Origin of the sequence: Kitasatospora sp. NPDC096077, assembly GCF_040303245.1 — a bacterium.
Classification (GTDB): Bacteria; Actinomycetota; Actinomycetes; order Streptomycetales; family Streptomycetaceae; genus Kitasatospora.
Window position 1 is genome coordinate 291,819 of record NZ_JBEOSV010000005.1, and the last position, 21,562, is coordinate 313,380.

At 72.7% G+C, this 21,562-nt stretch carries 14 protein-coding genes; 6 read left to right on the forward strand and 8 right to left on the reverse strand.

Going from position 1 to position 21,562, the window contains the following annotated elements; all coding sequences use genetic code 11:
• Positions 1-25: 25 nt before the first annotated feature.
• The 3 genes from ABTZ03_RS08200 to ABTZ03_RS08210 all read left to right on the forward strand — a co-directional run bounded on the left by ABTZ03_RS08200 (position 26) and on the right by ABTZ03_RS08210 (position 2,952).
• Positions 26-697 carry a DUF6230 family protein gene (locus tag ABTZ03_RS08200; protein WP_350512036.1) on the forward strand — a complete coding sequence of 224 codons (672 nt, stop codon included), beginning with the start codon at positions 26-28 and terminating at the stop codon, positions 695-697.
• 135 nt (positions 698-832) lie between these two features.
• Positions 833-1,516, forward strand: coding sequence for a DUF6114 domain-containing protein (locus ABTZ03_RS08205; protein WP_350512037.1), 684 nt, complete (start codon positions 833-835; stop codon positions 1,514-1,516).
• A complete protein-coding gene (locus ABTZ03_RS08210) occupies positions 1,513-2,952 on the forward strand; it encodes a hypothetical protein (RefSeq protein ID WP_350512038.1) in 1,440 nt (479 codons plus the stop codon). Before ABTZ03_RS08205 ends, ABTZ03_RS08210 begins: the two co-directional genes overlap by 4 nt.
• Before the next feature lie 99 nt (positions 2,953-3,051).
• On the opposite strand, the gene pyk is transcribed toward ABTZ03_RS08210, so the two are convergent.
• The 3 genes from pyk to pta form a co-directional block, all read right to left on the reverse strand.
• Positions 3,052-4,479 (reverse strand): pyruvate kinase, encoded by a 1,428-nt coding sequence (gene pyk / locus ABTZ03_RS08215; protein ID WP_350512039.1) that lies wholly within the window; start codon positions 4,477-4,479, stop codon positions 3,052-3,054.
• Between the two features lie 94 nt (positions 4,480-4,573).
• A complete protein-coding gene (locus tag ABTZ03_RS08220) occupies positions 4,574-5,797 on the reverse strand; it encodes an acetate kinase (RefSeq protein WP_350512040.1) in 1,224 nt (407 codons plus the stop codon).
• Positions 5,794-7,923, reverse strand: a complete 2,130-nt coding sequence (gene pta / locus ABTZ03_RS08225) for a phosphate acetyltransferase (RefSeq protein WP_350512041.1) — start codon at positions 7,921-7,923, stop codon at positions 5,794-5,796. The genes ABTZ03_RS08220 and pta overlap by 4 nt, the downstream gene beginning before the upstream one ends.
• 164 nt (positions 7,924-8,087) lie before the next feature.
• On the opposite strand from pta, the gene ABTZ03_RS08230 reads away from it, so the two are divergent.
• Positions 8,088-8,282: a hypothetical protein gene (locus tag ABTZ03_RS08230; protein WP_350512042.1), complete on the forward strand. Its 195-nt coding sequence runs from the start codon at positions 8,088-8,090 to the stop codon at positions 8,280-8,282.
• Here the strand turns inward: ABTZ03_RS08230 and ABTZ03_RS08235 are convergent.
• The 5 genes from ABTZ03_RS08235 to ABTZ03_RS08255 all read right to left on the reverse strand — a co-directional run bounded on the left by ABTZ03_RS08235 (position 8,266) and on the right by ABTZ03_RS08255 (position 16,810).
• On the reverse strand, positions 8,266-8,931 hold the full coding sequence (locus tag ABTZ03_RS08235) for a hypothetical protein (protein ID WP_350512043.1): 666 nt from the start codon (positions 8,929-8,931) through the stop codon (positions 8,266-8,268). The genes ABTZ03_RS08230 and ABTZ03_RS08235 overlap by 17 nt on opposite strands.
• 52 nt (positions 8,932-8,983) lie before the next feature.
• A complete protein-coding gene (gene glgB / locus ABTZ03_RS08240; RefSeq protein ID WP_502894411.1) occupies positions 8,984-11,326 on the reverse strand; it encodes a 1,4-alpha-glucan branching protein GlgB in 2,343 nt (780 codons plus the stop codon).
• 63 nt (positions 11,327-11,389) lie between these two features.
• Positions 11,390-12,880 carry a maltokinase N-terminal cap-like domain-containing protein gene (locus tag ABTZ03_RS08245; RefSeq protein ID WP_350512044.1) on the reverse strand — a complete coding sequence of 497 codons (1,491 nt, stop codon included), beginning with the start codon at positions 12,878-12,880 and terminating at the stop codon, positions 11,390-11,392.
• Between the two features lie 253 nt (positions 12,881-13,133).
• Positions 13,134-14,858, reverse strand: a complete 1,725-nt coding sequence (gene treS / locus ABTZ03_RS08250; protein ID WP_350512045.1) for a maltose alpha-D-glucosyltransferase — start codon at positions 14,856-14,858, stop codon at positions 13,134-13,136.
• On the reverse strand, positions 14,855-16,810 hold the full coding sequence (locus ABTZ03_RS08255; RefSeq protein WP_350512074.1) for an alpha-1,4-glucan--maltose-1-phosphate maltosyltransferase: 1,956 nt from the start codon (positions 16,808-16,810) through the stop codon (positions 14,855-14,857). The genes treS and ABTZ03_RS08255 overlap by 4 nt, the downstream gene beginning before the upstream one ends.
• A 1,055-nt stretch (positions 16,811-17,865) precedes the next feature.
• Here ABTZ03_RS08255 and glgP point away from each other — a divergent pair.
• Positions 17,866-20,532 carry an alpha-glucan family phosphorylase gene (gene glgP, locus ABTZ03_RS08260; protein WP_350512046.1) on the forward strand — a complete coding sequence of 889 codons (2,667 nt, stop codon included), beginning with the start codon at positions 17,866-17,868 and terminating at the stop codon, positions 20,530-20,532.
• 90 nt (positions 20,533-20,622) lie between these two features.
• Entirely contained in the window at positions 20,623-21,522 is a 900-nt protein-coding gene (locus tag ABTZ03_RS08265; RefSeq protein ID WP_350512047.1) for a hypothetical protein, read from the forward strand.
• Positions 21,523-21,562: the final 40 nt, after the last annotated feature.

A 21,562-nucleotide genomic window follows, 5' to 3' on the forward strand; every position in this document is an offset into this window, starting at 1 on the left:
TGTACGTCCTAGAAGGAGGACTCGCATGTCCAAGACCTACGGCAAGACCCGCTGGAAGCGCTTCGCCCTGGTGATGGTGCCCAGCGTCGCGGCCACCGCGATGGTCGGCGTCTCGATCGCCAACAGCGCGCTCGCCGCCTCGTTCAGCATTTCCGGCCAGCAGTTCAAGGTCAGCACCGACCAGCTGCACGGCACCAACTTCGCCCAGTTCGGCTCGGTCGACATCGAGGCGAACGGCAAGCCGCACCCGGTCGCGGTCTCGGCCTTCGACCACGCCGACATCACCAACCTGTGCCAGTCGGTGGTGACCGACCTGTCCGCCTTCGGGCTGGGCAAGATCACCCTCCAGCTGCACGCGGGCACCGAGGCGGGCAAGCCGGTCCAGGCCGACAACCTGCTGATCGACCTGGAGCAGCTGAAGGCGGACGCGACCTTCCAGCAGATGAACATCGGCCAGGACGCCTCCACCCTCTCGGGTTCGGCCACCCAGGGCTGGGCCCCGCACGCGGGGGTCACCAAGGCGGGCGGCGGCGCCGGCCTGCCGAGCGGGCCGACCGGCTTCGCCCAGTCCGCCAAGGTCGCCGACCTGAGCGCCGTCCAGCAGACCGCGCGGGCCACCTCGGCCGGCACCTTCAAGCTGAACGGCCTGAACCTCGCGCTGAAGAGCGGCGACGGCCCGGGCAACGAGTGCTTCTGAGCCCTGGCTGACGGCACGCCTGGCGGCGTGCCCGGATGACGGGCCACCTGGGGCCGGGGGGCGGCGGACCACCGCCGCTCCTCGGCCACCCCCCTTTTTCGTTCCAACCTCGTAGCGACGTCGAGGAGTTGCACCATGTCCAGCGCAACGGTCGAGACGCGGCCCCGCCAGCAGAACCCCATCGGTTGGCTCTGGCGGCACTTCCGTGAATTCCGCCGCACCAGGCCCTTCTGGGGCGGCCTGCTGGCCATGATCGCCGGCGTCCCGATCCTCTACTTCCCGTACGCGCACCTGTCGTTCGGCGGGCTGACCATCGCGATGTCCACCACCGCGGGCGCCGGGTCGCTGATCATCGGGGTGCTGATGATCATCCTCGGGCTGACCGGCTGGTTCCAGCCCGCCGTACGCGTCTTCGCGGGCATCGCGACCATCCTGCTGACACTGGTCTCGCTCCCGGTCTCCAATCTCGGGGGCTTCGGCCTGGCCCTGCTGCCGGGTCTGATCGGCGGCGGGCTGATGGTCTCCTGGGCTCCGATGCCGGAGCCGGCCACCGGGCCGGCCAAGGGGCACCGGGCCGCGCGCCGGGGCAAGCCGGCGGGCACCGCCGTGGCCGAGAGCGTCGCCACCGAGCCGGCCGCCGCTGCCGAGGCCGAGCCGGAGGCTCCGGCGGTCTCCGAGGCCGCCGAGGCGCCCACCGCCGAGCTGCCCGCCCAGGCCGCGCCCCAGGAGTCGCCCGCCCCGGCCGGGTCCGCGCAGTCGGCCGCCGAGGCGTCCGTCCCCCGGCAGGGCACCGCCGGGGAGCAGGAGGAGGCGAAGTGAGCGGGTCGGCCGAACAACCGGAGGGCACAGCCGCCCCCGAGCGGCGCTCCGGTCGGCACGCGGCGCCGCGCACGCCCGTACGGGTGCGGCTGAGAGGCCGGGCACTGGCGATGGCCGCGGTGCCGACCGCGCTGCTGATGGCGGCGGCCTACACGCCCAACCCGGCGGTCGCCGAGTCGGCGGCGGGCAAGCCGTGCGGCAACGCGCCGGTGGCGGTGCCGGACGTGACGCCGATCGAGACGCCCGTCCCCAAGAGCGAGCTGCCCGAGCCGCCGCCCGCACCCGGCACGCCCTCGACCGACCCGAGCGTGGTGCCGACCACCGCGCCGACCCAGGCACCGACGACGGCCCCGAGCCAGTCTCCGACGGGGACGCCCACGGGGGCGCCGGCCACCACGCCGGTGAAGCCGGGCACCACCACGGCCACCCGGTCCGCCCTCGGCTCCGACGCCACCGGCGGCGCGGGTGCGGTGAGCGCGGTCTACCGGGGCGACGCCGGCGGGACGGCCGCCGCGCGGCCGGCCGGGCTGATCGACGACCTCGTCGGCGGCATCAACCACCTGTTGAACCCGGGCAGTTCGCCCAGTCCGTCGCCGAGCGTGACACCCAGTGCCACCCCGAAGCCGCCGGCCGCCCCGGCCCCGCGGGTCGGCACCCCGGCGCAGCCCCAGCCCCAGTCGCAGGCCCCGTCGGATGCCACGGAGCAGGCCGCCCCGTCCGCCGCCGAGCCCACGGCCGGGCAGCCCTCGCCGACCGCCACCGCCCCCGCCCCCGGCGGGAAGTCCGCCACCCGGTCGGCCCCGTCCGCGACGCCGTCCGCGACCCCGTCGGCGGACGCCCCGGCGACCCCGGCGGCGACCCCGACGCCGTCCGCCTCGCCCACCGCGAACCCCAACTGCGACGTGGACGCCCGCAACCTGACGGCCGGCCGGGCCGCCACCGACCAGGTCGTCCCGGAGCAGAACTGGACGCTGAAGACCAGCCGGCTCGGCCTGCACGGCGCGGTCTTCCACGGGGTCTACGACGTGAAGACCCCGACCGGCACCAAGCGGGTGCTGAAGTTCGTGGTCGACAGCGTGGACATCGAGAACCTCGACATGTCGACCCTGGAGGGCAACGGCGTCACCTTCCACGTCCAGGGCGCCCCCGGCTCGACCTCGACCATGCGCAACGGCCCGGTCACCATGTACGTGGAGCGGCTGTCCGGCCACCTGTCCAAGCTGCTGGGCCTGCCGATCCCGATCGACCTGGGCGAGATCACCCTCACCCCGGACACCCTGCCGCGCTGGCTGTACGACCTGATCGGCGCCATCCCGATCCCGCTGGACCTGGAGCTGACCGGGGTCACCGCCATCCAGGCCGGCCAGTTCGGCGGCACCCTGCACATCCCGGGGATGCACCTGTTCAACGACGACGCGCCCTACAGCGACAAGTAGCGCAGAGCCGCCAAGTGGCGGACACCGCAACGCCGGTGGGCCGGCCCTCCCGTCAGGGGAGGGCCGGCCCACCGGCGTTCGTACGGTCCTACCGGGGCGTCACTCGCCGTGCGAGCCCAGGCGGTGCACCTGCACCATGTTGGTGGTGCCGGGGATGCCGACCGGGACGCCGGCGGTGACGATCACGGTGTCGCCCTCGGTCAGCTGGCCCATCTTCAGCAGCTCGCGGTCGACCTGCGCGACCATCGCGTCGGTGGTGGCCACCTGCTCGGTGACGTACGACTCGACGCCCCAGCTCAGCGTGAGCTGGTTGCGGGTGGCCGCGTCCGGGGTGAACGCGACCACCGGGATCGGCGAGCGGTAGCGGGACAGCCGGCGCGCGGTGTCACCGGACTTGGTGAACGCGACCAGCGCCTTGCCGTTCAGGAAGTCGCCCAGCTCGCACGCGGCGCGGGCGACCGAGCCGCCCTGGGTGCGCGGCTTGCGGCCCGGGTTGAGCGGCTGGAGGCCCTGGGAGACCAGCTCCTCCTCGGCCTTCTCGCAGATCCGGCTCATGGTGCGGACGGTCTCGACCGGGTACTTGCCGACGCTGGACTCGGCGGAGAGCATCACCGCGTCGGTGCCGTCCAGGATGGCGTTGGCGACGTCGGAGACCTCGGCGCGGGTCGGCCGCGAGGCGTGGATCATCGACTCCATCATCTGGGTGGCGACGATGACCGGCTTGGCGTTGCGGCGGGCCAGGGTGATCAGCTGCTTCTGGACCAGCGGCACCCGCTCCAGCGGGTACTCGACGGCCAGGTCGCCGCGGGCGACCATGATGGCGTCGAAGGCGAGGACGATCTCCTCCATGGCCTCGACGGCCTGCGGCTTCTCGATCTTGGCGATGACCGGCACCCGGATGCCGACCTCGTCCATGACCTCGTGGACGTCCTTGATGTCGTCCGCGTTGCGGACGAAGGACAGGGCGACCATGTCGACGCCCAGGCGCAGCGAGAAGCGCAGGTCGTCCTTGTCCTTCTCGGACAGGGCGGGCACGTTCACGGCCGCGCCGGGCAGGTTGATGCCCTTGTTGTTCGAGAGCACGCCGCCCTCGACCACCACGGTCTTCACCCGCGGGCCGTCGACGCTGACGACCTCCAGGGCGATGACGCCGTCGTTGATCAGGATCGGGTCGCCGGGCTTCACGTCGCCGGGCAGGCCCTTGTAGGTGGTGCCGCAGATGTGCTGGTCACCGGGGACGTCCTCGGTGGTGATGGTGAACTCGTCGCCGTTGTCGACGGTCACCGGGCCGTTGGCGAAGGTCGCCAGACGGATCTTGGGACCCTGGAGGTCGGCCAGGACGCCGATGGCCTTGCCGGTGTCCTCCGAGACCTGGCGGACCTTGCGGTACCGCTCCTCGTGGTCCGCGTGGTTGCCGTGGCTCATGTTCAGTCGGGCGACGTTCATGCCCGCCTCGACGATGGCCTTCAGCTGTTCGTAGGAGTCCGTCGCCGGACCCAGGGTGCAGACAATTTTCGCTCGGCGCATATCGGTCAGTCTATCCGTTCGTCTTATACGCGCATTCGGCGCGAACCGGGGGGAATCGCCGACGAAGTGTCCCGAGGGGCGAGACAATTCCGTGTCAGTCCTCGGACTGTTCACCTTCGCGGTGCACCAGGGCGAACGCCTGACGGGCGATCTCCAGCTCCTCGTCGGTGGGCACCACCGCGACCGCCACCCGGGAGAACTCCGGCGAGATGATCCGGGCCCCGCCGGAGCGGACCGAGTTCAGCTCCGGGTCCACGGCGATGCCCAGCTCCTCCAGCCCGGCGGTGGCCGCCGCACGCACCGGCGCGGCGTTCTCCCCGACACCCGCGGTGAACGCGATCGCGTCCACCCGGCCGAGCACCGCGTAGTAGCCGCCGATGTACTTGCGCAGCCGGTGGACGTAGGCGTCGAAGGCGAGCTTCGCGTCCGCGTCCCCCGCGTCGGCACGACGCATGATCTCGCGCATGTCGTTCTCGCCGCACAGCCCGCGCAGGCCGCTGCGACGGTTGAGCAGGTCGTCGATCTCGTCCACGGACAGCCCGCCGACCCGGTGCAGGTGGAACACCACGCCCGCGTCGATGTCACCCGATCGGGTGCCCATCACCAGGCCCTCCAGCGGGGTGAGGCCCATCGAGGTGTCCAGGCAGTGGCCGCCGCTGACCGCCGAGGCGGAGGCGCCGTTGCCCAGGTGCAGCACGATCACGTTGACCTCGGCCGGGTCCTTGCCGAGCAGCCGGGCGGTGGCCCGCGAGACGTACTGGTGCGAGGTGCCGTGGAAGCCGTAGCGGCGCACCCGGTGCTCGTCCGCGACGGCCTTGTCGATCGCGTACCGGGCCGAGTACTCGGGCATCGAGGCGTGGAAGGCGGTGTCGAACACGGCCACCTGCGGCAGGTCGGGCCGCAGCGCGCGGGCCACCTCGATGCCGGTGATGTTGGCCGGGTTGTGCAGCGGCGCGACCGGGATCAGCCGGCGGATCTCCGTGAGCACCTCGTCGGTGATCACGGTCGGCTCGGTGAACCGCTTGCCGCCGTGCACCACCCGGTGGCCGATCGCGGCCAGCTCGGGCGAGTCCAGCCCGATGCCGTCGGCGGACAGCTCCTCGGCGACGGCCTTCAGCGCGGCCGAGTGGTCCGGGAAGGGCTGCCGCAGCTCGCGCCCGTCCCCGGTGCGCGGGGTGTGCACCAGCCGGCCGCCGGTCTCGCCGATCCGCTCGACCAGCCCGGAGGCCAGCCGGGCGCCGTCCAGCATGTCGATCAGCTGGTACTTCACCGACGAGGAGCCGGCGTTGAGGACGAGGACGCGCGTTCCACCGGTCATGCCTGCGGCTCCTTGTCGTCCTGGGACTGGATGGCGGTGATCGCCACCGTGTTGACGATGTCCTGCACCAGCGCGCCGCGCGAGAGGTCGTTGACGGGCTTGCGCAGCCCCTGCAGCACCGGCCCGACCGCGACCGCGCCGGCCGAGCGCTGGACGGCCTTGTAGGTGTTGTTGCCGGTGTTGAGGTCCGGGAAGATCAGCACGGTCGCCCGGCCGGCCACCGCCGAGCCCGGCAGCTTGGTCGCCGCGACGTTCTCGTCCACCGCCGCGTCGTACTGGATCGGGCCCTCCACCAGGATGTCCGGGCGCAGTGCGCGGACCAGCTCGGTCGCCTTGCGGACCTTGTCGACGTCCGCGCCCGAGCCGGAGGTGCCGGTCGAGTAGGAGAGCATCGCGACCCGCGGCTCCACCCCGAACTGGGCGGCGGTGGCGGCGGACTGGATCGCGATGTCGGCCAGCTGCTGGGCGTCCGGGTCCGGGTTGACCGCGCAGTCGCCGTACACCAGCACCTTGTCGGCCAGGCACATGAAGAAGACGCTGGACACGATGGACGCGCCCGGGGAGGTCTTGATCACCTCGAAGGCGGGGCGGATGGTCGCCGCGGTGGAGTGCACCGCGCCGGAGACCATGCCGTCGGCGATGCCCTCCTGGACCATCAGGGTGCCGAAGTAGGAGACGTCGGTGACCACGTCCAGGGCCAGCTCGACGGTCATCCCCTTGTGGGCGCGCAGCCGGGCGTACAGCTCGGCGAACTGGCGGCGCAGCGGGCTGGTGGTCGGGTCGACGATCCGGACCTGGGCGCGGTCGGCGCCCCGGTCGTCCTGCGGGAGCACGATGCCCAGGCCCGCGGCCTTGCGGCGGACCTCGTCCACGTCGCCGAGCAGGGTGAGGTCGCAGATGTTGCGGCGCAGCAGGATCTCGGCCGCGCGCAGCACCCGCTCCTCGGTGCCCTCCGGCAGCACCACGTGCCGGCGGCCGGCCCGGGCCCGCTCCAGCAGCTCGTGCTCGAACATCATCGGGGTCACCCGCTCGGACCGGCCGACCTCGATCCGGTTGGTCAACTCGGCGGTGTCCACGTGCAGTTCGAACAGGCCGAGGGCGATCTCGGCCTTCCGGGGGCTGGCCGAGCCGAGCTTGCCCTCCAGATGGGTCAGGGTGGCGGCGGTGGGCCAGCTGCCCTCCGGGACGACCGCGACCGGGGTGCCGGGGGCGAGTCGGGCGGCCAGCGCCAGCACGTTCGGGCCGGGGTGCTGGCCCAGGGTCAGCAGCACGCCGGCGATCGGCGGGGCGCCGGCCGCGTGCGCGGCCAGCGAGCCGATCACCAGGTCGGCGCGGTCCCCGGGGGTGACCACCAGGGCGCCGTCGGTCAGCGCGTCCAGGAAGGTCGGCAGCATGGCGCCGCCGAAGACGAAGCCGCGCACGTCCCGGGCCAGGCCGGCCGCGTCGCCGAGCAGCACCTCGGCGCCGGTCGCCTCCACCAGCTGGGCGACGGTCGGCGCGGCCAGGGCCGGCTCCTCCGGGATGACGTAGGCGGGGATCGGCAGCTTCTCGGTGAGGGTGCGCTGGATCCGCTGCTTGGCGCCGGGGGCGGTCCGGTTGGCGATCATCGCCAGGGTCTCGCAGCCGAGGTCGGTGTACGCCCGGTGGGCGTTGCGCACCTCGGCGATCACCGCCTCCGCCTCCTTGCCCTGTCCGCCGACCACCGGCAGCACGGCGGCGCCGAACTCGTTGGCCAGCCGGGCGTTGAAGGCCAGCTCGTCCGGGATGTTGGTGTCGGCGAAGTCGGTGCCCAGCACCAGCACCGCCTGGCAGCGCCGCTCCACCGCGCGGAACCGGTCGACGAGGGTGGAGACCAGCTCGTCCTGCCCCTGCGCGGCCTGCAGCGCGGCGGCCTCGTCATAGGTGAGCCCGTACAGCTCCGCACTCGGCAGGTCGATCCGGTAGCGCCCGCGCAGCAGCTCGACCATGTGGTCCGTCCCGGGCTCGCCGGGCGCGGCGGCGTGCACCAGCGGGCGGAACACCCCGACCCGGTCCACCTGGCGGGTGAGCAGTTCCATGACCCCGAGTTCGACCGCCTGCCGGCCGTCCCCCCGGTCGATCCCGGTCACGTACACGCTGCGCGCCACGCGGATGTCTCCGTCCCGTCGCCTCGGAAGCTGGTCATATCGACCATACCTTCGCACTGCGAACGCCCGTCCGCGAGCAGAGGGCGGGCGGAGGGGCAAGGGACCAATGGCCCGATGTCGCCGGTCGACTTGATGCATTCGCGGCCGACGGGCACCTTCGGTGCATGGAGGCGGTGGGATCGCGCGAGGTGCCGGAGGCGGCCTCGGGGACGGCACTCGGACGCATGCTCGCGGCGGGCGGGGTCACCCCGCCCGCCGAGTCGGGTATGCCCGAGCTCGCCCCCGACCTGCTGCCCGACGTCGACAGCCTGTCCGACCTGCTGATCGAGGACCGCAGGGGCGTCAGCGGGCGGCGTTGACGGACTCCGAGCCGGAGAGTTCGACCGTGGTGCCGGTGACGTAGGCCTGTGACAGGCGGTCGTCGAGCAGCCAGCCGTGCGGGTGGACCAGGGAGCCGTTGGGGCCCGGGGTCCAGCCGTCGGCGGTGAGGGTGGCGCGGAGGCTGGCCTCGATCTCGGCGGGGGGCAGGCCGGCGGTGCTGCCGAAGACCAGGGTGCGGGAGCAGAAGTTGGAGCCGCAGTAGCCCGGGTCGACGTGGGTGACGGTGAGGCCGGGTGGTGGCGGGACCTCGGCGGCGCTGGGGAGGAAGGCGTCGTAGGACAGCAGCCGGTAGCCGACCGCGAGGACGAGGCCGGCCAGTACGTGGGCGGTGACGGCGGCGATCGAGCCGCCGAGCCGGTGGTCGGTCTCCTTCGCCGGCCGGGGGCCGCGCAGCCGCTGTTCGGCCAGCCCGCCCGCCAGCAGCACCAGGCCGGTGACGAGCGGGTAGCCGATCTCCAGTTCGGCGGTGGCGCGGGTGAAGTACCACTCCCGTTCCAGGCCGAACAGGGCGAAGGCGAGGCCGGCCAGGACGACGAGGACGGTCACCCCGATCACCCGGGTGCGGACCAGGACGGCCCAGCAGACCACCGGCAGCCCCAGGTAGAGCAGTCCCAGGAACCACAGCATGAGCAAGCCCCCCGCCCGCCGACGATCAGTCCTGGGCGGGGAGCCTACGGGCTCAGGCCGGGCGGAGCCAGAGGGTGGCGAGCGGGGGGAGGACGAGCTCGGCGGAGCGGGGTTGGCCGTTCCACTCGACCGGGTCGGCCTTGATCGGGCGGGAGTTGCCGACGCCGCTGCCGCCGTAGGTCTCGGCGTCGGTGTTGAGCAGCTCCTCCCAGAGCTGTTCGCGGCCGTCCAGGGCGGGCAGGCCGACCCGGTGGCCGTGCCGGACGACGGGGGAGAAGTTGCAGACGGCGACCAGCGGGGTGCCGTCGGCCGCGTACCGGACGTAGGAGAGCAGGTTGTCCTCGGCGGCGCCGCCGTCGAGCCAGCGGAAGCCGTCCGGGGTGGTGTCGAGCTCCCAGAGGGCCGGGGTGTCGCGGTAGACCCGGTTGAGGTCGCGGACCAGGCGGCGCACGCCGAGGTGGTCCCGGTGGGCCGGCCACTGCTCGTCGAGCACCCACCACTGCGGGCCCTGCTCGTGGTCCCACTCCGCGCCCTGGGCGAACTCCTGCCCCATGAAGAGCAGTTGCTTGCCGGGGTGGGACCACATGAAGCCCAGGTAGGCGCGGTGGTCGGCGCGCTGCTGCCACCAGTCGCCGGGCATCTTGGAGACCAGGGCCTGCTTGCCGTGGACGACCTCGTCGTGCGAGATCGGCAGGATGTAGTTCTCGGAGTAGGCGTACACCATCGAGAAGGTGATCTCGTTGTGGTGGTACTTGCGGTGCACCGGCTCCTTGGACATGTAGACCAGCGAGTCGTGCATCCAGCCCATGTTCCACTTCAGCCCGAAGCCGAGGCCGCCGGTGTCGGTGGGGCGGGTGACGCCGTCCCAGGCGGTGGACTCCTCGGCGATGGTGATCACGCCGGGGCAGCGCCGGTAGACGGTGGCGTTCATCTCCTGGAGGAAGGAGGCCGCGTCCAGGTTCTCCCGGCCGCCGTACTGGTTGGGGGTCCAGGCGCCGCCCTCGCGGGAGTAGTCGAGGTAGAGCATCGAGGCGACGGCGTCCACCCGCAGGCCGTCGATGTGGAACTCCTCGCACCAGTAGACGGCGTTGGCGACCAGGAAGTTGCGCACCTCGGTGCGGCCGTAGTCGAACTCCAGCGTCCCCCAGTCGGGGTGTTCGGCGCGCAGCGGGTCGGCGGGCTCGTACAGCGGTTCGCCATCGAAGCGGGCGAGGGCGAAGTCGTCCTTGGGGAAGTGGGCGGGCACCCAGTCGACGATCACGCCGATGCCGTGCCGGTGCAGGGTGTCCACCAGGTGCCGGAAGTCGTCGGGGCCGCCGAGCCGGGCGGTGGGGGCGTAGTAGCCGGAGACCTGGTACCCCCAGGAGCCGCCGAAGGGGTGCTCCATCACCGGCATGAACTCCACGTGGGTGAAGTTCAACTCCTTGAGGTAGCCGGGGAGTTCATCGGCGATGGCGCGGTAGGTGGTGAGTTCGGGCCGCCAGGAGGCCAGGTGCAGCTCGTACACCGACATGGGCGCCCGGTGGTGGGCGGTGCGGGCCCGGCGGGCCATCCACTCGTCGTCCTGCCAGCGGTACGCGGAGGAGGTGACCACGGAGGCGGTGCCGGGCGGGCACTGGGCGGCCCGGGCCAGCGGGTCGGCCTTGTCGAGCACCCAGCCCTGCCGGGTGTGGATCTCGTACTTGTAGGTGGCGCCCTCGGCGAGGCCGGGGACGAACAGTTCCCAGATGCCGGAGGAGCCGAGCGAGCGCATCGGGTGGCCGGTGCCGTTCCAGTGGTTGAACCCGCCGATCAGCCGGACCCCGACGGCGTTCGGCGCCCAGACCGCGAAGGCGGTGCCGGGGATGCCGTCGACGGTGCGCACGTGCGAGCCGAGTGCCTGCCAGAGCTGCTCGTGCCGGCCCTCGGAGATCAGGTGCAGGTCGAGTTCGCCGAGGGTGGGCGGGACGCGGTAGCCGTCGTGCTGGCGCAGTGGTTCCCCGTCGGGGTAGGACACCAGCAGGGTGTAGTCGGGGACTTCGCCGCCGGCCAGCAGGCCGGTGAACAACCCGCCCTGCTGGTGGGTGAGTTCGGCCGGTCCCTGGTCGGTCTCCACCACCACCCGCTCGGCGAACGGGCGCAGCACCCGGATCGCCGTCCCGCCGTGCACCGGGTGCGCGCCGAGCAGGGCGTGCGGGTCGTGGTGCTGTCCGCCGACCAGCCGGTCGACCTCGGCCGGCGGCAGCGGCGCCTCGGGCAGGCGCAGCGCCCCGAGCGGGGTGTCCGCCGGGGGGGCGGGCTCGTCGGCCGCCCGGGGTTCGTCGGCCGCCCGGGGCTCGCCCCGTTCGGGGGCCCCGGCCAGGAAGGTGGCCGGGACGGGGCGGGTGGGGCGGCCGGTCGGGTCGAGCGACGTCACGGCGTGGTCCTCCTGCGGCGGGGATGGGCGGTCAACGGGGGCGCGATCGGCGGACGGGGACGATCAGACGGACAGGGCGAGCCGGTTGATCGCGGCCAGCGGGATCGGCAGCCAACTGGGCCGGTGCCGGGCCTCGTACACCACCTCGTAGACCGCCTTGTCGATCTCCAGCGCCCGCATCAGTTCCGGCGAGGCCGCCGGGTCGGCCCCGCCGCCGGCGGTGTAGCCGGCGCAGAAGGCGGTGCGGTTGCGCTGGGCCCAGGCGGCGGCGAGGTGGGCCAGTTCCGGGTCGACCGGTCCGCCGGCCAGCAGGTGGGCTGCCGCGTAGTCGAAGGAGCGCAGCATCGCGGCGATGTCGCGCAGGGCGGGCTGGGGCTCGCGGCGCTCGCTGACGGATTTGGCGGGTTCGCCCTCGAAGTCCAGCAGCACCCAGCCGTGCGGGGTGCGCATGGCCTGGCCGAGGTGGAGGTCGCCGTGGATGCGCTGGACCGGCAGGCCGTCCGGGTGGGCGTCGGCGAGCTGCTGGAAGGCGGTGCGCAGGGCGGCCCGGAAGCGCAGCAGTCCGGGGACGGCGGCGACCGCGCTGTCCAGCCGGTCGGCCATCGCGGTGGCGAGGCGGCCGGTCTGGGTGCGGTCGAGCCGGGCGACCGGCATGGAACGGGCGAGCACCCGGTGCACCTCGGCGGTGGCGCGGCCGAGCCGGTGCGCCTCGATGGCGAAGTTGCCGGGGGAGCGGTCGCCCTTGAGCCGGCCGACCTGGTCGAGGGCGAGTTCCCAGCCGTCCTCGGCGTCCGGCAGGTAGCGCTGGAGCAGTCCGAGGGTGGCGGGTTCGGCGCGTTCCAGCCGGCTCTCGAACCAGGCGGCGACCCGGGGGATGCGGGTGGAGCCGGCCCGGGAGAGGGCGAGCGAGAGTTCCAGGTCGGGGTTGGTGCCGGGGTGGATGCGCCGGAACAGCTTGAGGATGTACGAGGTGCCGTAGATGACCGAGCTGTTGGACTGTTCGGCGGTGGAGGCGCGGCCGGGGAGGTTGGCGGGCAGCCCGGAGCCGGGGGTGCGGCGGAAGGAGAGCGAGCCGAACCGGTCGCCGGTGGCGAGGTGTTCCAGCAGCCGTCCGGTGAGTTCGGGGTCGTGCACCGCGTCGTAGAGGGCGGCTCCGTCGTACGGGCCCTGGTTGAGCCGGCCGAGCACCGCGCCGGGTTCGATGTCCGCGGGGCCCTGGGAGCGGATGCCGAGCAGCAGTTGGTAGGTGTCGCCGTGCGGGGCGCCGGCCGTGGTGGCGTGTTCGACCCGCAGCAGCAGGTGCAGCAGGGCGGGGTCGCCGACCTGCAGCGGGGTGCCGACCACCGGGACGAGTCCGGTGATCGGGCGGCCCTTCCCGGCGTACCAGCGCTGGGTGGGGAGCCATTCGGCGATCAGCGGCAGGGCCGCGTGGACGAGCTCGCTGACCCCCGGGGCGGTTCTCCGGGCCCCGGCGCCCCGCGCGCCCGGGTGCGCGGCGGAGCCGGCCGGGGCGTCGTGCTGCACATGGGCTTGAGAACGGGAGGTTTCGGACATGACTCCCTTTCCCCGGAAGCACGCGGACTGCCCGACGGGTCGTGGCCGGGGTCCGTCAGTCTTCCGGATTTCGGCGGCGCGGCGGTCGCGGCACGCGAGCACGGCTCGGGTGTCACGCCTTCGTGTGGGTGGCCGTTGGGCTGTTCTCCGTACGCGGTGGTGCAGAGAACTCCGGGGGGCGCGGGGGTCAACTCGCGCCCCCGGAGGGTCTGGTGGTGCGGTGCGGGCCGCGGGTGGCAGGCGCGGCGGATCGTTACTTCGACCGCCTGGTCCCGCTCAGCCGCGGTGGCTGCCGGAGCTGGAACCAGTAGAAGCCGTGTCCGGCCAGCGTGAGCAGGTAGGGCCACTCGCCGATCGACGGGAAGCGCACCCCGCCGATCAGCTCGACCGGGTACCGCCCGCCGTACTGCCGCAGGTCCAGCTCGGTCGGCTGCGCGAACCGCGAGAAGTTGTTCACGCACATGACCAGGTCCCCCTCGTACTCGCGCACGAAGGCCAGCACGGCGGGGTTGCTGGACGGCAGTTCGGTGTAGGTGCCCAGGCCGAACGCCGGGTTGAGCTTGCGGATCTCGATCATGCGACGCGTCCAGTGCAGCAGTGAACTCGAACTGCTCTGCTGCGCTTCGACGTTGGTCACCTGGTAGCCGTACACCGGGTCCATGATGGGCGGCAGACTGAGCCTGCCCGGGTCGGCGGAGGAGAAACCCGCGTTGCGGTCCGGGGTCCACTGCATCGGCGTGCGCACGCCGTCCCGGTCGCCCAGCCAGATGTTGTCGCCCATGCCGATCTCGTCCCCGTAGTAGAGCACCGGCGAGCCGGGCAGGGAGAGCAGCAGGGCGGTGAACAGCTCGATCTGGTTGCGGTCGTTCTCCAGCAGCGGGGCGAGCCGGCGGCGGATGCCCACGTTGGCGCGCATCCGGGGGTCCTTGGCGTACTCCGCGTACATGTAGTCGCGCTCCTCGTCGGTGACCATCTCCAGGGTCAGCTCGTCGTGGTTGCGCAGGAAGATGCCCCACTGGCAGCCGCCCGGGATCGCCGGGGTCTTGGCCAGGATCTCCGACACCGGGTACCGGGACTCCCGGCGCACGGCCATGAAGATCCGCGGCATCACCGGGAAGTGGAACGCCATGTGGCACTCGTCGCCGCCGGCCGTGAAGTCCCCGAAGTAGTCGACCACGTCCTCCGGCCACTGGTTGGCCTCGGCGAGCAGCACGGTGTCGGGGTAGTCGGCGTCGATCTCCTTGCGGACCCGCCGGAGGAACTCGTGGGTCTCCGGCAGGTTCTCGCAGTTGGTGCCCTCGCGGGCGAACAGGTAGGGCACCGCGTCCAGCCGGAAGCCGTCGATGCCGAGGTCGAGCCAGAACCGCAGCCCGGCGATCATCTCGTCCTGGACCCGGGGGTTGTCGTAGTTGAGGTCCGGCTGGTGCGAGAAGAAGCGGTGCCAGTAGTACTGCTTGCGGACCGGGTCGTAGGTCCAGTTGGAGGTCTCGGTGTCGACGAAGATGATCCGGGCGTCCGGGTACTGCTTGTCGTCGTCGGCCCACATGTAGAAGTCGCCGTAGGGCCCGTCCGGGTCGGAGCGGGAGGCCTGGAACCACGGGTGCTGGTCGCTGGTGTGGTTCATGACGAAGTCGATGATCACGCGCATGCCGCGGGCGTGGGCGGCGTCCGTGAACTCCATGAAGTCGGCGAGGTCGCCGAACTCCGGCAGCACCGACTTGTAGTCGGCCACGTCGTACCCGCCGTCGCGCAGCGGCGAGGCGAAGAACGGCGGGAGCCAGAGGCAGTCGACCCCGAGCCACTGCAGGTAGTCGAGCTTGGCCGTGAGCCCCTTGAGGTCCCCGACCCCGTCGCCGTTGCTGTCCTGGAAGGACCGCACCAGCACCTCGTAGAAGACCGCCCGTTTGAACCACTCCGGGTCCAGGTGCTTCTTCGAGGTCTCCGGGAAGGTGTCGGGGACGGGCTCGTTCACTGTCACGCTGGGTTCCTCCGAACCGTGAGGAGGTGAGCCGGCTCGGCTGAGGGATCGAGCCGGACGTAGTTGTGCCGGCCCCAGGTGTAGGCGGCGCCGGTGAGCTCGTCGTGCACCGCGTACGGGCCGTCGCCGTCGAGCGTGACGGTGGCCTCCTGGACGTGGTGCGGGTCCAGGTTGACCACCGTGATCACGTGGTCGGTCAGGCCCTCGGGAGTGGTCGCGGTCTTGGAGTAGGCGAGCACCTGGTCGTTGTCGGTGGGGTGGAAGCGCAGGTCGCGCAGCTGCCGCAGGGCGGGGTGGCGACGGCGCAGCCGGTTCAGCACGGTGAGCAGCGGGGCGAGGGTGTCGGTGCGGTTCCAGTCGCGCGGGCGCAGCTCGTACTTCTCCGAGTGCAGGTACTCCTCGGAGCCCGGGTGGGCGGGCTCGTTCTCGAACAGCTCGTAGCCGGCGTAGACGCCGTAGCTGGGGGAGAGGGTGGCGGCGAGCACGGCGCGGATCGCGAAGGCGGCGCGGCCGCCGTGCTGGAGGAAGGCGTGCAGGATGTCCGGGGTGTTGGCGAAGAAGTTGGGCCGCATGTAGGCGGCGGCGTCCCCGGTGAGTTCGGTGAGGTACTCGGTGAGTTCGTTCTTGGTGGTACGCCAGGTGAAGTACGTGTACGACTGGTGGAAGCCGATCTTCGCGAGGGTGTGCATCATCGCCGGGCGGGTGAAGGCCTCCGCCAGGAACACCACATCGGGGTCGGTCCGGGCGATGTCGCCGAGCACCTTCTCCCAGAACGCCACGGGCTTGGTGTGGGGGTTGTCGACCCGGAAGATCCGCACCCCGTGGGACATCCAGAATCGAAGGGTCCGGACGGTTTCCTTGACGATTCCGTCCATGTCCTGGTCGAAGTTGACCGGATAGATGTCCTGGTACTTCTTCGGCGGGTTCTCGGCGTACGCGATGGTGCCGTCGGCGCGGTGGCTGAACCATTCCGGGTGCTTGTTCACCCACGGGTGGTCCGGGGAGCACTGGAGGGCGAAGTCCAGCGCCACCTCCAGGTGCAGCGCCTCGGCCTCGGCGACGAAGTGGTCGAAGTCCTCGATGGTGCCGAGGTCCGGGTGGACCGCGTCGTGGCCGCCCTCGGGGGAGCCGATCGCCCAGGGCGAGCCGACGTCGTGCGGACCGGCCGTCAGGGTGTTGTCCGGTCCCTTGCGGAAGGCTCGTCCGATCGGGTGCACGGGCGGCAGGTAGACCACGTCGAAGTCCATCGCGGCGACGGCCGGCAGCCGTTCGGCGGCGGTGCGCAGGGTGCCGGAACGCGGCGGCTCGACCCCGTTCGGGTCCACCACCGCCCCCTCCGAACGGGGGAAGAACTCGTACCAGGACCCGAACAGCGCGCGCTCGCGGTCCACCTGCAGCGGCAGCGGGCGGGAGGCGCTGAGCAGTTCGCGCAGCGGGTGGCGGGCCAGCAGCTCCAGCACCTCGGGGGCGAGCGCGGCGGCCAGCCGGGACAGCGGCGGCAACCCCGGGTCGCGCAGCGCGTCGGCGGCGGCCAGCACGTGCGCCCGGCCGTCCTTCTTCGGCACCCCGGCGGCGGCCTGCTCCAGCAGCCGGGCGCCCTCCTCCAGGACCAGAGCGGTGTCGATCCCGGCCGGCAGCTTCACCGCGGCGGTCTTCCGCCAGGTGGCGATCGGGTCGCTCCACGCCTCCACCAGGTACGACCAGCGGCCGGGCGCGGTCGGGGTGATGTGCGCGCCCCAGCGGTCGGTGCCCTCGGCGAGCTCGCGCATCGGGGTCCACGGGCCGCTGCGGCCGCGCGGGTCGCGCAGCACCACGTTGGCGTTGACGGCGTCGTGGCCCTCGCGGAAGACCGTGGCGGTGACCGGGAAGGTCTCGCCGACGACGGCCTTGGCCGGGCGGCGGCCGGCGTCGATCTGGGGGCTGACGTCCAGGACGGGGATGCGGCCGATCACGGTGTCGCTCTCTGTCGTCTTGCGGGCGGAGGGCTTGGTGGCGGTCTTGGCGGCGCTCCCGCGGGCGGGGGCCTTGCGGGCGGGCGTCTTCGCGGCGGCCCCTGCGGGGTCCGCGGGGGTGGCCCCGGTGCCGGCCTTCGCGGTGGCGGTGCTGCGGCGCGTGGTGGTGCGCTTGCGCGGTGCCGCCGCCGGGCCCTCCTCGGCCCCGGGTTGTGGGGCCGCCGCGGAGGGCTGTGCTGCGGGGGGTCGTGCTGCGGAGGATTCGGTACGGACCGCTCCGGAGACCCGGGGCGACGGCATCGCCGGGTCTGTTCGAGTGTCAGAATCCATCCGTCCGGCGGATTCCGCGACCGCTGCGTCGACGGTGTCGGCCACCGGTGTGGACTGGTCCCGCGTGTCGCCGTGCATGCCAAACTCCTGCCCGAGATCAGCGGCAGCTCCCGCGGGCCGGGGGGCGGGCCAGGGGAGTACCGGGAGGACTGCTGGGTGGGGTGGACGTGCGACCGGAGCCTGCCCGCGTCGTTGTCCCCGGCAACCTGCCCGGCGTCCGGCGAACCGGCGGCGGGACGCCCCGGAACCCGTGCGCGTCCCGGCGCACGCCTCCGGGGGCGCGCCCCTGGGCGGCCCGGTCGACCCGTGAACGAGCCGACCGGGCGCGAGGACACGCGCCGGTCCGGGGTGAGCGCCGAACGGGCTAAGGAAGAAGGGGAACGATCAACGCGAAAAGGATTCGGACGTGCTGTTCCACGGGGGACGCCACCCGCCGTCGTGGTCCCCGCGACAGCAACGACCTTCGGTCATCCTCGCACCGGCGACAAGGTTTTTGCAGCGGTACGACAGTAGTTTCGGGCTTTGTCCGGAGTGGATGAGCCACCGGAAATCGACCTGTTCCACAGCGTTCACGCATTGGTAGCGCGGTGCCCGGAAATGTGCGCCTCGCGCGCCCCCCGTGCAGACCAGTGCGCCGAATGCGATCTCATCAATAGGCCGAACGGATGCCCAATAGCCCGCTTGACCCACTGTCAGGCCGAGCGTCGCGGCTACGCTTCACGGCTGTGAAGGCAATCCGCAGATTCACCGTCCGCACCGTCCTGCCCGAACAACTCCAGCCGTTGCACGAGCTGGCCCTCAACCTGCGCTGGTCCTGGCACCCCGAGACCAGGGACCTCTTCCGGTCCGTGGACCCGGAGGTCTGGGCCGCGACCGGCGAGGACCCGGTGCGGCTGCTCGGGGAGGTCCCGGCCGCCCGGCTCGCCGCGCTCGCCGCCGACCGGCGGTTCCTGCGCAGACTCGGCGACCTCGCCGACGACCTGCGTGAGTACCTCACCGGCCCGCGCTGGTACCAGGCCCGGCAGGAGGACGGCACCACCCTGCCGCCCGCCGCGGTCGCCTACTTCTCGCCCGAGTACGGCATCGCCGCCGCGCTGCCCCAGTACTCCGGCGGCCTGGGCATCCTGGCCGGCGACCACCTCAAGGCCGCCAGCGACCTCGGCGTCCCGATCATCGGCGTGGGGCTGTTCTACCGGCACGGCTACTTCCGGCAGTCCCTCGACCGGGACGGCTGGCAGCAGGAGCGCTACCCCCTGCTCGACCCGGACGAGCTGGCCGTCAGCCTGCTCCGGGAGGCCGACGGCACCCCGAGCCGGGTCGACCTCGCCCTGCCCGGCGGCCGCACCCTGGCCGCGCACATCTGGCGGGCCCAGGTCGGCCGGGTCCCGCTGCTGCTGCTGGACTCCGACATCGAGGCCAACTCGCCCGCCGAGCGGGACGTCACCGACCGGCTCTACGGCGGCGGCAGCGAGCACCGGCTGCTCCAGGAGATGCTGCTCGGCATCGGCGGCGTCCGGGCCGTGCGCGCCTACGGCCGGCTCACCGGGCACCCCGCCCCCGAGGTCTTCCACACCAACGAGGGCCACGCCGGCTTCCTCGGGGTCGAGCGGATCCGCGAACTGGTCGCCGACCGCACCGCCGGGCTGGACTTCGCCGCCGCCCTGGAGTCCGTCCGGGCCGGCACCCTGTTCACCACCCACACCCCCGTCCCGGCCGGCATCGACCGCTTCGACCGGGACCTGGTCGCCCGCCACTTCGGCGGCGACGCGGCGCTCCCCGGCGTCCCGGTCGAGTCGGTGCTCGCGCTCGGCGCCGAGACCTGGCCCGACGGGGACCCGAAGCTCTTCAACATGGCCGCCATGGGCCTGCGGCTGGCCCAGCGCGCCAACGGGGTCTCCACCCTGCACGGCGAGGTCAGCCGGTCGATGTTCAACGGCCTGTGGCCGGGCTTCGACCCCGCCGAGGTGCCGATCACCTCGGTCACCAACGGGGTGCACGCCGCCACCTGGATCGACCCGGCCGTGGTGCGCCTGGGCGCCGCCGAGCTCGGCGCCGAACGCGCAGAGGAGGCGATGACCACCGGCGAGACCAAGCGCTGGACCGGACTGGAGCGGATCGGCAACACCGAGATCTGGGACCTGCGCCGCAGCCTGCGCGCCCAGCTGGTGGACGAGGCCCGCCGTCGGCTGCGCGCCTCCTGGCGCCAGCGCGGGGCCGGCGAGGCCGAGCTCGGCTGGGTCTCCTCGGTGCTCGACCCCGACGTGCTCACCATCGGCTTCGCCCGCCGGGTGCCCTCGTACAAGAGGCTCACCCTGATGCTGCGCGACCCGGACCGGCTGCGCGCCCTGCTGCTGCACCCCACCCGGCCGGTGCAGATCGTGGTCGCCGGCAAGGCCCACCCGGCCGACGACGGCGGCAAGCGGCTGATCCAGCGGATGGTCGCGTTCGCCGACGACCCGACGGTGCGCCACCGGATCGTCTTCCTGCCGGACTACGACATGGCGATGGCCCGGCACCTCTACCCGGGCTGCGACGTCTGGCTGAACAACCCGCTGCGCCCGCTGGAGGCCTGCGGCACCTCCGGGATGAAGGCCGCGCTCAACGGCTGCCTCAACCTGTCCGTCCTGGACGGCTGGTGGGACGAGTGGTACGACGGCCAGAACGGCTGGGCGATCCCCACCGCCGACGAGGGCGCCGGGGTGCTCGACCCGGAGAGCAGCGAGGCCGAGCGGCGGGACGACATCGAGGCCGCCGCGCTGTACGACCTGATCGAGGAACAGGTGGCCGGCCGGTTCTACGACCGGGGCAACGACGGGCTGCCGCACCGCTGGATCGCCATGGTCCGGCACACCCTGGTCACCCTCGGGCCCAAGGTGCTGGCCGGGCGGATGGTCCGCGAGTACGTCGAACGGCTGTACGCCCCGGCGGCGCTGGCCCAGCGGGAGCTGGCGGTCGGCGGACACGCGGGCGCCCGGGAGCTGGCCGAGTGGAAGGGCCGGGTCCGGGACGGCTGGCCGGGCGTGCGGGTCGAGCACGTCGAGGCGGACTGCCCGGCCGAGGCGCAGGAGCTGGGCAGCTCGCTGGCACTGCGGGTGCAGGTCGCGCTCGGGTCGCTGGAGCCGGGCGACGTCGAGGTGCAGGTGGTCGCCGGCCGGGTGGACGAGACCGACGGCATCTCGGACGCCGCGGCGCTCGCCCTCAAGCCGGTCGGCGGTCCCGACCTGGACGGCCGCACCCGCTACGAGGGCTCGCTGGAGCTCAGCCGCACCGGGCCGTTCGGCTACACCGTGCGGGTCCTGCCCGCGCACCCGCGGCTGGCCTCGCCCGCCGAACTGGGGCTGGTCGCCCTGCCGGCCGAGTCCGCCGGGATGGACGCGGGGCTGCTGCGCTGACGCCGGGGCACGGATGACCGCCGTCCGGGCGTGCTACGGACGGCAGTCATCCGGTTGCCCCGCGTGTCGCACGGGGGGAGCGTGATGCTCATGATGCGAACCATTCGCACGGCCGTCCTGGCCGCGCTCTCCGTGTTCCTCGTGGCGGGGCCGGCCCAGGCCGCCACCGCCCCCCTCGCGGCGCCGCCGGCGACCGCGCAGCTGTCCCTGGAGATCTCCCCGCCGCAGGGCCCGGTGGTCCCGGGCACGAACGGGACCCTGAAGGTGAAGGTCACCAACCAGGGCCCGTCCACGACCACCGACGACACCCTGGTGGTGGTGCACCTCCCGGCCCCGGCCGTGGTGCAGTCGGCCGACCCGGCCGTCGCCCTGACCTACTTCGGCACCGGCAGCTCCTACAAGATCCCGGCCGGGCTGGCGCCGGGCGCGAGCTCGGTAGAGCGGCTGGCCCTGCACGTCGCGCCGATCACCCTGTCGTACCAGACCATCAGCGGCGACGTCCAGGTGTACTACCCCGGTGACCCGGACCAGTCCGGCCACACCACCCAGTACAGCTTCACCACCGCGGACACCCGGGCCACCTTCATGACCGGGGCCTCCTCGGCCTGGCAGGCCGGGCACCCGGAGCCGCAGCCGGGCGACCTCACCGGGCACCCCGGGGCGACCATCTCGCTGCCGCTGTGGGTGTACAACGCGGGCCCCTCGTACTCCCGGCACCCGATCGAGGTGGCGATCACCGTGCCCGAGCGCACCACCCTGACCGGCACGGTGCCCTACGGCTGCAAGAGCACCGGGCCGCGCACCCTGGTGTGCGCCTACCAGAGCGGGCCGCGGTTCGAGGACGCGATCTTCATCAATCCGTCCGTGGTGATCGACTCCTCGACCGTCGCCGGGCAGGTGCTGCCGGGCGGGACGCTGGACGTGGTGGCCGCGGTGGAGGACTGCTGGACGCCCTACTGGCACACCGACTACGTGGTGACCGTGAACTGACCGGCCCTCGGGCCCTCAGGGGGGACGGGGCGGCCCGCCC

Coding starts and splice junctions, on each gene's coding strand:
- ABTZ03_RS08200 (WP_350512036.1), top strand. CDS start 26: ATGTCCAAGACCTACGGCAAGACCCGCTGGAAGCGCTTCGCCCTGGTG.
- ABTZ03_RS08205 (WP_350512037.1), top strand. CDS start 833: ATGTCCAGCGCAACGGTCGAGACGCGGCCCCGCCAGCAGAACCCCATC.
- pyk (WP_350512039.1), bottom strand. CDS start 4,479: ATGCGCCGAGCGAAAATTGTCTGCACCCTGGGTCCGGCGACGGACTCC.
- ABTZ03_RS08220 (WP_350512040.1), bottom strand. CDS start 5,797: ATGACCGGTGGAACGCGCGTCCTCGTCCTCAACGCCGGCTCCTCGTCG.
- ABTZ03_RS08230 (WP_350512042.1), top strand. CDS start 8,088: ATGGAGGCGGTGGGATCGCGCGAGGTGCCGGAGGCGGCCTCGGGGACG.
- ABTZ03_RS08235 (WP_350512043.1), bottom strand. CDS start 8,931: ATGCTGTGGTTCCTGGGACTGCTCTACCTGGGGCTGCCGGTGGTCTGC.
- ABTZ03_RS08245 (WP_350512044.1), bottom strand. CDS start 12,880: ATGTCCGAAACCTCCCGTTCTCAAGCCCATGTGCAGCACGACGCCCCG.
- ABTZ03_RS08265 (WP_350512047.1), top strand. CDS start 20,623: ATGATGCGAACCATTCGCACGGCCGTCCTGGCCGCGCTCTCCGTGTTC.